At 41.2% G+C, this 13,376-nt stretch carries 12 protein-coding genes, 1 tRNA gene, 2 pseudogenes and 1 riboswitch; of the genes and pseudogenes, 10 read left to right on the top strand and 5 right to left on the bottom strand.

Translation table 11 applies throughout. The features are described 5' to 3' along the window. Positions 1-255: 255 nt before the first annotated feature. The gene (locus MKY41_RS15195) at positions 256-873 is read left to right on the top strand and encodes a hypothetical protein (RefSeq protein ID WP_340745922.1); all 618 of its coding nucleotides are present in this window, start codon (positions 256-258) and stop codon (positions 871-873) included. 119 nt (positions 874-992) lie between these two features. On the opposite strand, the pseudogene MKY41_RS15190 reads toward MKY41_RS15195, so the two are convergent. Beyond that, positions 993-1,079: pseudogene (locus tag MKY41_RS15190) on the bottom strand (hypothetical protein); the annotation flags it as partial. A 253-nt stretch (positions 1,080-1,332) separates the two neighbouring features. On the opposite strand from MKY41_RS15190, the gene pdxR reads away from it, so the two are divergent. Further along, positions 1,333-2,769, top strand: coding sequence for a MocR-like pyridoxine biosynthesis transcription factor PdxR (gene pdxR / locus MKY41_RS15185; RefSeq protein ID WP_340745921.1), 1,437 nt, complete (start codon positions 1,333-1,335; stop codon positions 2,767-2,769). Between the two features lie 683 nt (positions 2,770-3,452). Here the strand turns inward: pdxR and MKY41_RS15180 are convergent. Continuing rightward, a pseudogene (locus MKY41_RS15180) lies at positions 3,453-3,950 on the bottom strand (MBL fold metallo-hydrolase); the annotation flags it as partial. Between the two features lie 37 nt (positions 3,951-3,987). Then, a tRNA-Asn gene (locus MKY41_RS15175) sits at positions 3,988-4,059 on the bottom strand. Between the two features lie 210 nt (positions 4,060-4,269). Between MKY41_RS15175 and MKY41_RS15170 the strand changes: the two genes are divergently transcribed. Further along, on the top strand, positions 4,270-4,698 hold the full coding sequence (locus MKY41_RS15170; RefSeq protein WP_340745920.1) for a hypothetical protein: 429 nt from the start codon (positions 4,270-4,272) through the stop codon (positions 4,696-4,698). 69 nt (positions 4,699-4,767) lie between these two features. Here MKY41_RS15170 and MKY41_RS15165 read toward each other — a convergent pair whose 3' ends face one another. Next, positions 4,768-5,034, bottom strand: a complete 267-nt coding sequence (locus tag MKY41_RS15165; protein ID WP_445683343.1) for a YqhV family protein — start codon at positions 5,032-5,034, stop codon at positions 4,768-4,770. A 329-nt stretch (positions 5,035-5,363) separates the two neighbouring features. Between MKY41_RS15165 and MKY41_RS15160 the strand changes: the two genes are divergently transcribed. The 6 genes from MKY41_RS15160 to MKY41_RS15135 all read left to right on the top strand — a co-directional run bounded on the left by MKY41_RS15160 (position 5,364) and on the right by MKY41_RS15135 (position 11,847). Beyond that, on the top strand, positions 5,364-6,371 hold the full coding sequence (locus MKY41_RS15160; RefSeq protein WP_340745919.1) for an iron-siderophore ABC transporter substrate-binding protein: 1,008 nt from the start codon (positions 5,364-5,366) through the stop codon (positions 6,369-6,371). A 5-nt stretch (positions 6,372-6,376) separates the two neighbouring features. Beyond that, positions 6,377-7,447 carry a FecCD family ABC transporter permease gene (locus tag MKY41_RS15155; RefSeq protein ID WP_340745918.1) on the top strand — a complete coding sequence of 357 codons (1,071 nt, stop codon included), beginning with the start codon at positions 6,377-6,379 and terminating at the stop codon, positions 7,445-7,447. Positions 7,448-7,499: 52 nt separating this feature from the next. After that, positions 7,500-8,546, top strand: coding sequence for a FecCD family ABC transporter permease (locus MKY41_RS15150; RefSeq protein WP_340745917.1), 1,047 nt, complete (start codon positions 7,500-7,502; stop codon positions 8,544-8,546). Between the two features lie 37 nt (positions 8,547-8,583). Next, positions 8,584-9,420, top strand: coding sequence for an ABC transporter ATP-binding protein (locus tag MKY41_RS15145; RefSeq protein ID WP_041071585.1), 837 nt, complete (start codon positions 8,584-8,586; stop codon positions 9,418-9,420). A 654-nt stretch (positions 9,421-10,074) separates the two neighbouring features. Then, complete coding sequence (locus tag MKY41_RS15140) at positions 10,075-10,218, top strand: IDEAL domain-containing protein (RefSeq protein WP_340745916.1); 144 nt, start codon at positions 10,075-10,077, stop codon at positions 10,216-10,218. Positions 10,219-10,432: 214 nt separating this feature from the next. Next, positions 10,433-10,628, top strand: a riboswitch (cobalamin riboswitch). A gap of 151 nt (positions 10,629-10,779) precedes the next feature. Further along, complete coding sequence (locus MKY41_RS15135; protein ID WP_340745915.1) at positions 10,780-11,847, top strand: methyltransferase domain-containing protein; 1,068 nt, start codon at positions 10,780-10,782, stop codon at positions 11,845-11,847. Between the two features lie 75 nt (positions 11,848-11,922). On the opposite strand, the gene MKY41_RS15130 is transcribed toward MKY41_RS15135, so the two are convergent. Then, entirely contained in the window at positions 11,923-12,378 is a 456-nt protein-coding gene (locus MKY41_RS15130; RefSeq protein ID WP_340746467.1) for a GNAT family N-acetyltransferase, read from the bottom strand. 255 nt (positions 12,379-12,633) lie between these two features. Between MKY41_RS15130 and MKY41_RS15125 the strand changes: the two genes are divergently transcribed. Continuing rightward, complete coding sequence (locus tag MKY41_RS15125; RefSeq protein ID WP_340745914.1) at positions 12,634-13,023, top strand: VOC family protein; 390 nt, start codon at positions 12,634-12,636, stop codon at positions 13,021-13,023. Positions 13,024-13,376 lie beyond the last annotated feature (353 nt).

The raw sequence follows: 13,376 nt of genomic DNA, 5'->3' as shown, positions 1-13,376 counted from the left end.
TACCAAGGGTTAGAGCAATTTTCATTAAACCGTGGTTACTTTATTGGTCATAAGCGCCAATAAAATAACTCCAAATAAAGAGGTCTCTCATTAATTCACTGAATTTTTGAGAGGCCTCTTTTTCTAATTCTCTTGTCAGGCGTCTGTATATTACGTCCGTCGAGCTACTGATGAATGCAGAGTCTGTGGAAATCACTTTCAAATTGTATGGTTTTTAAATATCGTTTGTGGAGTGGATTTATAAAAGAGAATCTATTGCTTATTGCACTATTGACTGTCATTTTAACTAAAATCTCAAACAAAGGGGTAGACAATTGGCTTAGCCATATAGCGAATGCCAACAACCAAACATTTTATACTTATCACTATACACTTGGCATCAATGGACTTATACTTGCAATTCCTTCTGCGATTGTCAGCATATTTCTCGTAAAAGGGGCACTTAAACTGGAAGAAAGGTATTTGCCTTCACCAATTCTCAGTAGGTTTAATGCTTTTGGGATTTGGTGTTTTAAAATTTTACTTAAAATAGGAAAAATGTTGATTAAAATTGGAGGGGTTTTAGTACTTGGTTTTTTCTGGATTATTCATGCGATTACGGGCAAGTTCGAGATCGGAAAAGGCGGATCTTCGTTCAGCGGTCATTCTGTCAGGCACAATTCAAATAGTTCATATGATAGGGAGACGTTGAAAAAGGAAGCAGATTGGGAAGCAAGACAAAAGGAAAATGAAGCCAGATATGCTTGGAAACATGCAAATGATCAGCGCCGATACAATAAGGATACTTATCATTATAATTATCGGGTCAATCGGGCAAAAGCAATGACACACGAAGCTAATAAAGCGAAAAAGAGAGCAAGGAATCTGCGTTGAGTTTTCGGTGAGGCTAACTATATCGCATGAAAGGGTTTCCGGCGATAATTATTGAAAATAATTGAAAAGGGCAGTCACAGAAGCTCAGTTTTCACTGACTTTCTGGACAGCCCTTTCTTTCAAATCTCAATAATAAACGGCACAATCATCGGCCTTTTTTTGGTTCGTGCGAATAACAGTTTTTCGAGGGATTTCCGGATAGAATGCTTGAGATCATTTCTTCAATAATTATGTCTATACTTGGTACGATCGCTTAAATTTTGAGCGCGAAAAGCTGTAAAAGTAAAATGATATAATTGAAACAAAAAATGACTTCGTTAACGTAATGGCCGAGGTCATCTTTAACACTTCTATAGTGATACTGATGTCAAGAGATGAGATAATAACATTTAATATTTCGCTATGAGCATAATACGAAATTTGTTATATTGAAAAATTATAAATAAAGGGTGGAGTTTAATGCAATTTATGCTAGACCGTTCAATAAAAAAACCTATGTATAGGCAACTTGCAGAACAAATAGAGAATAGGATTATATCGGGAGATTTATCTCATGACCGGCCATTGCCATCTGAACGTGAGTTAGCAAAAAAGTTACAGATAAATCGGAGTACAGTTGTGACTGCTTATGATGAGTTAGAAGCGAGTGGATTAATTGTCAGAAAAAAAGGAAGCGGCACTTATATAAATACGGATATATGGGGATTAACTCATAAAAGAGTTCCCAATTGGGGGAGATATGTAGAGGATGGCTCATTTCTTCCGAATCTTCCGTTGGTGCAGAAACTTCGTAATGAAACTGAGCAAGAAGGAATGATTAACCTATCAAGCGGGGAACTTGCAGCAGATTTACTACCGAACGTCCAATTCGCTAGGATTCTTAAGGATCATGCGTTTGATGAGCATTTAGGTTACGATCATCCTTTAGGCGATGCGGGATTACGGGAGACAATTTGTAAACATGTAAAAACTTATAAAAATATGGTTGTTGAGCCAAACTCCATACTGATTACATCGGGTGCTCAGCAAGCAATCCACCTAATCGTTCAATGCCTGTTAAAGCCAGGTGATACAGTAGCTATTGAAGATCCATCCTACGCATTCTCTTTACCGATCTTTCAATCGTTTGGTATTAGAACGCTATTACTCCCAGTTGATCAATATGGCTTAAATCCTGATGATATTGTAGCTTTACAAAGAAAACATCGAATTCGTATGCTTTTTTTAAATCCTGATTATCAAAATCCTACTGGCACAAAAATGTCTCTGGAACGTCGAAAGAGAATATTGGAAATATCATCAAAGTACGGTATTCCCATAATAGAGGATGATCCTTATAATTTGACGTCATTCGATGGGTGCATTGGACCCACGTTAAAGTCAATGGACGATAATGAAAATGTTGTATACATTAGTTCGTTATCAAAAGTTGTTGCATCAGGATTACGCATTGGTTGGATTATTGGACCAGAAAAAGTGATTCAGCGTTTATCCGATGGCAAACAGCAAATTGACTTTGGTCATAGTATTTTTCCTCAATGGATAGCGAATCAATTTCTAGATTCCCCTCAATTTGACAAACATGTTTCAACTTTAAGAATTCAACTGAGGGAGCGTAGAAATGCGTTAATTTTAGCATTGGACAGTTTAACTAAAAATGAGGTTACATATTTAGTGCCACAAGGCGGAATTCATTTATGGTGTAAAATAAATCACGAAATTGATGAATATAAGTTACTTGAAGAATCTATGAAAAAAGGCGTTTCATTTGTACCTGGAAGAATAATGGGTTCAACAAATGGATACGTTCGATTTACTTATGGAAAAGGTAACGGAGCCTCAATACAAGAAGGCATTTCAAGGTTTGTCTACGCGCTGAGAAGTTCTGAGATATGAAGGTATTTTATTCTCGGGTGGTGTTTGAAAAAATGTTTACATTTTAAAGACTGCCAATGATTTTTCGGTTACCTCATTTATTCCTAAGAATTGTGTCGTTGTTGTATTGTTACATCAACAACGTAATATAAGGGACGATTATGAATAATCCACCCCTCGGTCAAAGAGTCTATAGGGTGAATCTAATGAATGTATCATTGAAATACGAACTTTTTCAGTGGGTTTAGACGGTTCCTGTGACTCGAAAAAACATGTGCTTCTTCACTGGTCCCGAACCGTCCTCCGTTGTTAAATAAATATAAATATAGCTATAAGAATCAATATAACCATGATTGGGATTGATAAAGCATAGATCCACAGCAACTTGGAAAAACTTTTTCCACTACTGTATTTATTATCCATAGAATTAGCAACGGATATGGTCAAAATAAGTCCGATAGCTAAAACAATGACCACGAGAACCGTTGATACGATAAGGGCAACCTTCATGCCTTCCTCCTTTTTAGAAATAAATTTCTTCGTTCTATATGTTATAATTCTATAATATAAAGCATGTTCGAGGACCATCCAATTAGGGGTTATTTAAACCAACCACTTTTTTTGTAGCGAGTATCTTGTCGTCGAGTGCCAGTCACTCACACAATTAAAAATGTAAAAGAGATTAAATAATCAAAAAACTTTGTAACGACAGTCCCTTGGGGAGTTTGGAAGACAATCCCTAAGCAATCGGGGATGCTATGACTTGTTTTGAAGAAAGAGACGCTGATGTCACCAAATTCGAAGGTGGAATCATTGTCGACTAATACGCGTTCCGTCTCCCTCAGCAATCCATGCTCCCTTAACCTCAGTTCAATCAAACCGAGCGTCAACCTCGTCGCATAGACAGGCATGTTCAATTGTTTCAATAAATACGGAATCCCGCCGATGTGATCTTCATGGCCATGTGTGACGAGCAACCCCCGAATCTTCTCTTTATGTTGCTGCAAATAGGAAATATCTTGGATGATCAAATCCACACCTAATAGGCTTTCGTCCGGAAATTTGGAACCACAGTCGATGATCAAAAGATCGTCTCCATACTCGAGCACATACATATTCTTTCCAATCTCATTAATGCCGCCCAAAGCGAAAATAGATAATGTTTTAGCTGAATTCAACGTAAAGCCCTCCCATTCTTCCATTGCAGAAAAAAACCCCTTCAAAGAAGAGGCCTTTAGACTCCGAAAGTAGGACTCGAACCTACGACCGATCGGTTAACAGCCGATTGCTCTACCACTGAGCTATTTCGGAATGAAATGATAATGACCTTATAGTGCCCGGAAAAGCTAAAGATATTCACTCGGTTTTTCCAAAACGCAAAGTATCTGTGCAAGACAAAGGCATAGCCGCAAATTTCATTTGTTGCAGACAGAATGGATTTCATTAAGAATAGGATATTAAATACATAACAATTGATGGCGCCTGCTTACCATCGTTATTCAATGGGAGGTGAACGGGGAAATGGAAATCAGGATGCTAATCGGCCTTACGCTCGCTCTTATTGTTTTTCTAAATTTTGTTTATCAAACCATCCGGTTGTTCAGAGGTTTGAGTCATCAAATGTATGATAAAGACACAGTTCAGCGGTTTCAATGCAGCAAGTGCGATGAAAGTCATTCATTGACAGGCCCAGAATTAAAGAAACTTCGCTGGGCGCCACGGATTCAAAAAAGGACATTCCGCAGTCAAAGTACGGCGATTGTTTTCCAATGCCCGCATTGCCACAAACGTGCGTCGCAAACCGTGCTTTATGACACGAATGTGACGAGAGGGGCGGGGATGGTGCGTGTCCAGATGAATGAAGAACAAAAGCCGCTTATTTTACAATTTTTGATCAGAGGTCTGCTGCCATTCTTTTTATTAAGCATGTTCTCCCGTTTTTTCTTTTGAATGAATGTCATTTGACTTGAAAAGACAGAGGCCTGCCATGGATTTCTGTCTTCTCTTGGATACTCATCCTCATTCAGATTTCAAACTGATAAGAATAAGGGTAATTCCGGCAAATAAACAAATCATCCGGGTTAATGAAATCTTTTCAGCTAGGCCGAATAATGCGATTCCCGTTGTAATGATTAACACACAAGGGCCCACTAGTGCCAATAACGTATTGATGTAAAAAGCTTTTTCTAAGTCATTGAACTTGTACATCAACATGGCAGCTGTAATATCCACACTTCCCGAAAATATCCGTAATAAGATAATCATAAGCAGAGATTTCTCAATCAATCACAGAGCCCCTTCCACTAGAAATGAAACCTATCATAGTGTATGTGGGCTGTTTTACTTTCATTAAAGAACTATGGGCTTGGGGACCTGGTTCAAGAATAGAGAAAAGGTATTCTGAACATTGTGCTCTCTAAGAAGCAGTGAATCGAAGGGGACGTGACACCGGGGTTATTGTCTAATTAGCTTATCCCGTCACTTTTTGATTTCCACAATTTAAAGTTCTGTGAGTAGTTGACAAAGTGAATGTAATTCCTAATAATAAAGTATGATAATGATTATCATTATCTATGAAAGTGCTTTGTGAGAGGCATTGAGAGGAGATTTCAACAATGAAGAAAAGGTCAAACCTACCTAGGCTATTATGCTTTCTAATGGTTATTATTGCGGCAATTGGATTAGTTGGATGTGGTTCTAAAACAAAAGAAGAACCTGAGAATAAATCAGATAATACTGCAGATACCGCTGCGAGTGCGGCAGTAGAAACGAAATTCGGCAATATAGAGATTACAGACAAGCCTAAACGTATTGTCGCTCTTGGCTGGGGGGATGCAGAAACCGCTTTAGCTCTTGGAGTAGAACCTGTTGGCGCCAGTGACTGGCTTGCTTACGGCGGCGAAGGTGTCGGCCCTTGGTTAGAAGGAGCATATCAGACTGCTCCCACCATTCTTGGAACGATGGAGCTCGATTATGAGCAGATTGCGGCACTTGAGCCAGACCTGATCCTCGATGTTAGATCTTCCGGAGATCAAGAACGGTATAATCGCCTTGCAGAAATTGCTCCAACCATCGGTGTTCCTGAAGGGGGAGACAGCTATTTGACCTCTTATCAACAACAGGTTCAAATGATCGCAAAAGCTATAGGCAAGGAAGCCGAGGGAGAGCAGCTATTGCAGGATATTGACGCCGCTTTTGAAAAAGCGAGAACGGATTATCCGCAGTTTGCCGGCAAAACGGTAGCAGTAGGTGCATACACATCTGAAGGTTGGGGAGCATATGTGAATGGTGATGCACGTGTTGACTTTATGACTGAACTTGGATTTACAAATAAAGAGGAAATTGAAAAACAAGCAAACGGTGCTTTCTATATTAAAGTGGCAGACGAGCAATTGGAACTTCTAGATGCTGATTTGACAGTTGTTTTACCGATTTGGGTAGAGACAAAAGAAGTGACAGGGAATGTGCTTTATCAAAAAATTCCTTCCGTTGCAGATGGGAGATCTCTCATCATTGAAGGCGATTATGCAAATGCCTTTTCGTCAGGTACAGCACCATCTTTATTATGGGCAATTGAACAATTGCCAACTATGCTTGATAAGGCTTTAAAAGGCGGGGAGTGAAAGCGGTGAAAGCGAGCACGCAGCCAAGTGGCGGACCGAAAAATGCAGTTGAAAAGAAGGGGAAGCCAGTTGCTGCTTTACGGTTGCGACGGATTATCGGATTGGTCTTCGCTCTGCTCCTTTTAGCAGTCGTTGTCTTTCTAAGCCTCATGATTGGAGCAAAGCCACTTCCTTTTGAAGTTGTTTGGAACGCTCTGTTCTCCTCCACCAATAGTTACGACTATACGATCATTCATGAGTCCCGGATACCACGGACTATCATTGCCCTTGCAGCTGGACCAGCTTTTGGCCTGGCTGGGGCGGTAATCCAGGCTTTAACACGCAATCCATTGGCTGACCCAGGCATTCTCGGTGTGAATGCTGGGGCAGCCTTTGCTGTTGCATTGGCAGTAGGCGTTTTTTCGATCACCTCCATATCTAGTTATATTTGGTTTGCACTCGTTGGGGCTTTCATTGCAACCGTTGCCATCTATTTCATCAGCGGCGGCGCAGGCAGGAAGTCGCCTACTCCGGCACAAATTACCCTGGCCGGCGTAGCGATGGCTGCGGCATTGGACGGAATTACTACTGCGTTATCTTTGACGAATAGCCGGGCGTTTGCGGGGATGCTGAACTGGAGAGTTGGTTCGTTAGCAAGAAAAAGTCTGGAGGATCTTTGGCCGATCATGCCCTTTCTTGCAGTAGGTATTTTAATAGCTTTAGCGATTGCTCCAGCTTTAAATGCGATGGCCTACGGCGATGATCGAGCCGCGTCACTCGGGGTGAATGTGAAGATGATTCGAATCTTCGGTCTTGTTTCCATTACTTTATTAGCAGGTGGGGCAACGGCAATCGCGGGTCCTATCATTTTTATCGGTTTAATGGTTCCCCATGCGGTGCGCTGGTTTATTGGTCCTGACCAACCATGGATTTTTATCTATTCCTTGATCGTTGCGCCGTTGATTTTACTTCTATCTGATATTATTGGAAGGATTGTCTTGTCTTCAGGAGAGGTTCCCGTCGGTATTATCACAGGATTCGTCGGTGCCCCGGTTTTGCTTATCTTGGTAAGGAGAAGAAAAGTGAGCAGTTTATGAGAAGGGGGCAGGGCGGTGATAATAAGGGCTGTCGATAGAAGGAGTGACTTTTATGGGGCGTATTGATTTTGGAAGGAAATATTGGCTGGTCAAAGGCCCGATGAAGTTGCGCGTAGATGTCAGAAGTATGGCCATTACTGCAGTTTTCCTTACGGCTATTATTGGACTTTCTATTTTTTCTCTTATGGTTGGAACTATTACATTAAGCGTGTCAGAGGTGTTTTCCGCGCTATTTGGAGACTTGACGGGATTTAAACGGACTGTTGTTATCAATTGGCGGTTACCCCGGATCGTAGCTGCTATTGTTTTTGGCGCTGGCCTGGCAATAAGCGGTTCTATTTTCCAATCGATCACCCGGAACCCTTTAGGCTCACCTGACATTCTTGGTTTTACTTCCGGTTCCTATACAGGAGCTTTGGTCGTAATGCTCGTATTTAAGTCGATGTCCTTTGTCAATATCGCAACCGGGGCACTGATTGGAGGGTTTGTAACAGCTTTCGTCATTTATCTATTTGCATTTCGCAAAGGGACGCAGGGCTTTCGAATAATTATTGTCGGTATCGCCATTTCGACTTTATTAGGCAGCGTCAATTCTATGTTGCTGCTGCAAAGTCAAGCTGAAGTCGCATTGACAGCAGGTGCTTGGGGAGTAGGGTCTTTGAATGGGATCGATTGGGCACATGTGATTCCAGCAGTCTTATTTATAGCCGTTTTGATTATCTTAGCAGCGATCATGAATCGGCCTCTCCGTGAAATGGAATTGGGCCGGGATGCAGCCAAGTCCCACGGTGTCCATTTTGAACGGACCCAATTGGCAGTGATTTTGATCGCGGTAGCTTTAACAGCAACTGCGACAGCCATCATGGGACCGGTGACGTTTGTTGCATTAGTTGCTCCACAAATTGCACTGCGTCTTGCAAATACGGCTGAAAGCTTAGCTCCAACGGCCGCTGTCGGTGCATTTGTATTATTAAGCGCTGATATTCTGGCACAGCGGATGATTCCCGGAATGATTTTGCCTGTAGGCGTGCTGACTTTATCGTTGGGTGGTATGTACTTAGTGTGGTTATTGTTCCGTCAAGCACGTTCCATCGTGTGAATTGATCTTATATTCTTGAAAGAGGTTGTAATTGCTTATGGGTAGACCAAAAACAGATAGACAAGGACAGACGACTTTACATGTGCATTCGCGTCTCGGAGTTGAAAATATCACCGCTCAATACGATCAAAGAGTGATCTTCGAAAAACTCTCAATTGAAATACCGGACAAATCCTTTACAGTCATTATCGGACCGAATGCGTGTGGAAAATCCACCCTGTTACGTACCCTTTCCAATCTGATCAAACCTTCAGCTGGTCATGTACTTTTGGATGGTAAAGAGATAAGTTCATATAAATCAAAAGAGGTAGCAAAAAAGCTTGGGCTGTTGCCACAATCATCTATTGCTCCTGATGGAATCACTGTTGCGAATTTAGTGGCACATGGACGTTATCCCTATCAAAATCTTATTCAGCAATGGACGGAGGCAGATGAACACGCCGTATTAACAGCGATGGAGCTGACCAATACATTAGATATTGCCAATCGCTATGTCGATGAGCTTTCCGGAGGGCAGCGACAGCGAGTCTGGGTGGCGATGGTGCTTGCCCAGCAAACGCCATTGCTTTTGCTGGACGAGCCGACCACTTACTTGGATATCTCCCACCAAATTGAACTGCTCGAATTATTTACAGATCTCAACGAACAGGGAAATACGTTAGTAGCTGTGCTTCATGATTTAAATCATGCTGCACGCTATGCCACTCATCTGATTGCTATGAAAGCGGGCAAGGTGATTGCTCAAGGCAACCCATCCGACATTGTTACGGAAGAACTTGTCGAGGAAGTGTTCGGACTGAAATGCAAAGTCATTCAAGATCCGATAACCGATACGCCGCTAATTGTCCCCCTTGGTCGTGACCGCTCTAAGTAGTCGGAAAAATACTTGAGTTGCCCAATCCCTCTTAACCAACAGGGCAGTACTATTTCCTCTTTCCCAATTCGAACATTCATTCCATTAGTACATGAAATAAAGGAACCAGCTGATACCTTTATTTCATGTACTCTCCGCAAATATGTTAACCCGTAATAATTCTTATCAACCTATCATTCAACGCCAATTCACTTGACTCTAATAGTTTATTTCATTTAAACTAAACATAATTGAAAATGATTCTCATTATCATTAATTTATTTTGGATATGTATAACTTTTACTGGAATTAAAAGCGTTTAATTATTAAATGCAAAATCAATGTGCCATCAAAAGGTATGAGCAGAATTTCAAAAACAGAGCTCGATGCTTATGAATAGGAGGGAATGCCTGTGATTCAGTATTTCATTGCTAACGAAACATTTACTCATCATATGGACTGTTTTTGTCCAGACAAAAGACATGTAACTATGGTAACAATTCATAAATGGGATATCATCGAAGCATTTAAGGTTTTACCTATGAAAATAAGTGGTATGTTCTAGCTACGATTTATAATCGAGGGCGTTTATATATCGCTCTTGCAGATTTGGAACAATACTCTAAGCAAGGAAAGCTAGTACCAGATTATGACTTGGATTTGAAGATAAACTTTTTGGAATTTCAAATAGACAAGTCGTTGGAAATTAGAGACAAAGAACTGTTTTTACAGTACACCAAAGAATTAAAAGAGGTGCATGTCCTTAAAATGAAGATGGAGAATTTCTACGAAAATAAAGAAGTCATGAATTATCGATGATACGTATTAGAATTTTTTAAGGCATTTCACCTAGTTTGTCCCAGAGTCAAAGCGAGAAGAATGTTACGACAAGTGCGGACCGAAACTAAAATGGTTTGCAGAATAAAAGCTAGCACCTAGTAGAAGATAGGTGGCTATCGTCGCGAGGAATCGCTGTTAAATTGTCTTAGTGACTGTCACCGCATTCAGAATATGGTACGATGATGAGGGAAAAGTGAATATTTCTTAAATAGGTGCCGTCCTTGTAGATTGGAAGGACGGCTTAAAAGGGAAGTTTGGTGAAATTCCAACACGGTTCCCGCCACTGTAAATTCCGAGCAATTTGCATAACGCCACTGCTGTATGAAAGCGGGAAGGCGCAAGTTGTGTAGAAGATAAGTCAGGAGACCTGCCTATTTACGGACACAGATGAACCTACGGGAGATAGGAAAGTGTTTACGGAAAGAATGGTCATATTTTTATAAAGACATATACTTTTTTCTGATAAGCATGTACCCCTCAATAGGTGTGCGTGCTTTTTTATATTAGAAAATATGAAATCAGTCAAAAGGAGGACTTTGAATGTCGGTAACCAATTGCCAAGTGTGTGGGTTTATCTACAGTGAATGGTTTGGGGATACGAGAAATGGAGTGCCTAAAGGGACATCCTTACACGAACTGGCTGGCAGCTTGTGCAACCGCTGCGGGATGCAGGGGGAGAGGCATGTGAAAGAGTTGAGCGCCATCTATGAAAGCATGGAAGCGGATTATTATGATCAATTTGCAGGGAAGTCGGGGATTTCTTTTTATACAGATTTACTAGAGCGTGATGAATTGGCTCAACATGTGCTGGAGGTTGGGGTGGGCACAGGACGCATCGCAATTGAGATCAGCCGAAAGGGCATACCGGTGACAGGTATTGATAATAGCGGGGACATGTTAAAGTTCGCGAAGAAAAAAGCGAAGGCTTTATTTAGAAATCGCCCTTCTTTACTTGATGTCGTTGAAATGGATGCTTTGCAGCTGGATCTCCCCAAAACCTTTTCACATATTCTCTTGCCTGACGGATTCCTCCAGCATTTTACAGCAATAAGCGAACAGGTGACACTGCTTCAGAAAGTACATAGCCATTTGAAAAAAGATGGTATTTTGGCGGTTGACATCATCTTACCGCCAGTGGGCCGGGAGTGGACTTTCAGCCATCGGAAGAAATTGATGAATCGCCAAGAAATCTCTTTGGATATCCGGAGAGGGACTTCTTTGACCCGGCAAGTTTACTACTATGAAGCGACATTTGAAAAATTCGTCAACCGGAACAGCGAGGGCAGGTATCGCGTGGATCGCGAGTTGAGTCTCATGCTTCCGAAAGAAGCAGGGCTTTTGTTGGAGAGTCAAGGCTTTACCGTGGTGGAGATGGTGAACAACTATCAATCGCATAAGCTGCAGGGCTGGGCATCGTCTTATTTAGAGTATTGCGTTGTTACTCCTTCCTTAACGAAAGAGGAAAGTTTACAGGAAACCATCCAGGATGGACTCCAACCGTTTCAAGAAAACGTTTGGCAGAATGGAGGGTATCCATTGGGAGGAGTCATGCAAGAACGGCATGCGGGCGACGTCGAGTATTGGACAATCATTGCGAGAAAAGCATGACACGTTTGCTGGTCATGCCTTCCATTGTAAAAACACCAGCTCCATAACCGGGTCCTCCTGATAAAGGGGTCCACTTTACTCAACCTCTTCAAACTTTGTAATTAATTCCTTCAGCATTAAAACATGCGGGATTCCGGCTTCCATAAATACAGTAGATGAAGTAAGATAGCCCAGTTTATGATAAAAGCCCTCGGCCTGCGTCTGCCCATGTAATTTAACGCGGGCCAATCCCTTTTGTGCTGCGATTTTTTCCAACGCTTCGATAATTCCTTTTCCAATCCCGAATTTACGATAATGCTCTAAAATGCAAATCCTTTCTAGTTTTCCATAGCCATCCATCACTCGTAATCTTCCCGTTCCAACAGGTTTTCCATCGTAATAGACTAATATGTGTTCACATGGTCCATTCAATGTATCAAAACTGTCAAATTCCTCTTCTAGCGGAACGCCCTGTTCGTGAACAAATACTTCTTTCCTGATCGCAAAGGCTTTTTGTAAATTCTCTTCAGTTGTAATTACTTTTGATTGCATCATTCTTCAGTCCTTTTTGGAATTAATTTTAGACAATCGATAATGAATGTTCTACATTTATAAGTATATATATCTTTTTTATTGCATGTGCAAAATTTTAGGGAGTTCCTTATAAAGAAAAAGGAAAATATCCCACCGAGAAGGAAAGAATAATCGTATCAAAAAAACTTCTGACAAGTGTATGGGGCTTACTGCTGAGGGCCAGATTGTTAGCAGAGTACCATGCGTCCAAATCGCAAAGGAGACAAACACAGTATGAAAATCATTGTTACGAGTATATTTGTACAAGATCAAGGAAAGGCATTGGAGTTTTATACAGAAAAGTTGGGGTTTGTAAAAAAGCATGACGTTCCCGCCGGTGAATTCCGATGGATTACCCTTGTTTCCCCCGACGATGCAGATGGGACCGAGCTTTTACTCGAACCGAATAACCATCCTGCCGCAAAGGAGTATCAACAGAAAATATTTGCCGATGGTATTCCAGCAACCATGTTTAGCGTTCCAGATATTCACAAAGAGTACAAGCGATTATTGGAATGCGGCGTGCAGTTCACTATGGAACCGACGCAAATGGGCGAAGTCACACTAGCGGTCTTCGACGATACATGCGGCAACCTGATTCAGATTGTGCAGCAGACGAAATAACCTAAATCCCCTCTTGTGTCTTTTAGCGCAAGAGGGGATTTTTTGTGACACTCTATAAAGTATGTCGGACCAATAAGATTTTTAATTAATAGGATTCAACAACAATCTCGGACATTATATTAGGGATTGCAGATTTGATAAATTCCTCTGGTGGCTCCTTCTTTCCAATTCTTCTTCATACTCCCAACTGAATATAAGAGCAGTAATTCTTCATCTAGAAATGACGTAACTATATCATTTGTGATGATGACAAATCCTGTTTGTTGGTTACCAACCAATTGATGTATTTCCTCAGTAGCAACTTTTTTCCTGTAAACGTGGAAAAATCTCTCCTGCAAAAATATAAAAAACAC

The sequence above is a fragment of the Sporosarcina sp. FSL W7-1349 genome (assembly GCF_038003045.1).
Taxonomy (GTDB): domain Bacteria; phylum Bacillota; class Bacilli; order Bacillales_A; family Planococcaceae; genus Sporosarcina.
The sequence above is the reverse complement of the archived record's forward strand: the minus strand, read 5'-3'. Positions and strand labels throughout refer to the sequence as shown.

Bases quoted from the DNA above. Each gene is read 5' to 3' on its own strand.
- MKY41_RS15170 (WP_340745920.1), top strand. From the start codon at position 4,270: ATGGAAATCAGGATGCTAATCGGCCTTACGCTCGCTCTTATTGTTTTT.
- MKY41_RS15130 (WP_340746467.1), bottom strand. From the start codon at position 12,378: ATGCAATCAAAAGTAATTACAACTGAAGAGAATTTACAAAAAGCCTTT.
- MKY41_RS15125 (WP_340745914.1), top strand. From the start codon at position 12,634: ATGAAAATCATTGTTACGAGTATATTTGTACAAGATCAAGGAAAGGCA.
- MKY41_RS15135 (WP_340745915.1), top strand. From the start codon at position 10,780: ATGTCGGTAACCAATTGCCAAGTGTGTGGGTTTATCTACAGTGAATGG.
- pdxR (WP_340745921.1), top strand. From the start codon at position 1,333: ATGCAATTTATGCTAGACCGTTCAATAAAAAAACCTATGTATAGGCAA.
- MKY41_RS15145 (WP_041071585.1), top strand. From the start codon at position 8,584: ATGGGTAGACCAAAAACAGATAGACAAGGACAGACGACTTTACATGTG.
- MKY41_RS15160 (WP_340745919.1), top strand. From the start codon at position 5,364: ATGAAGAAAAGGTCAAACCTACCTAGGCTATTATGCTTTCTAATGGTT.
- MKY41_RS15150 (WP_340745917.1), top strand. From the start codon at position 7,500: ATGGGGCGTATTGATTTTGGAAGGAAATATTGGCTGGTCAAAGGCCCG.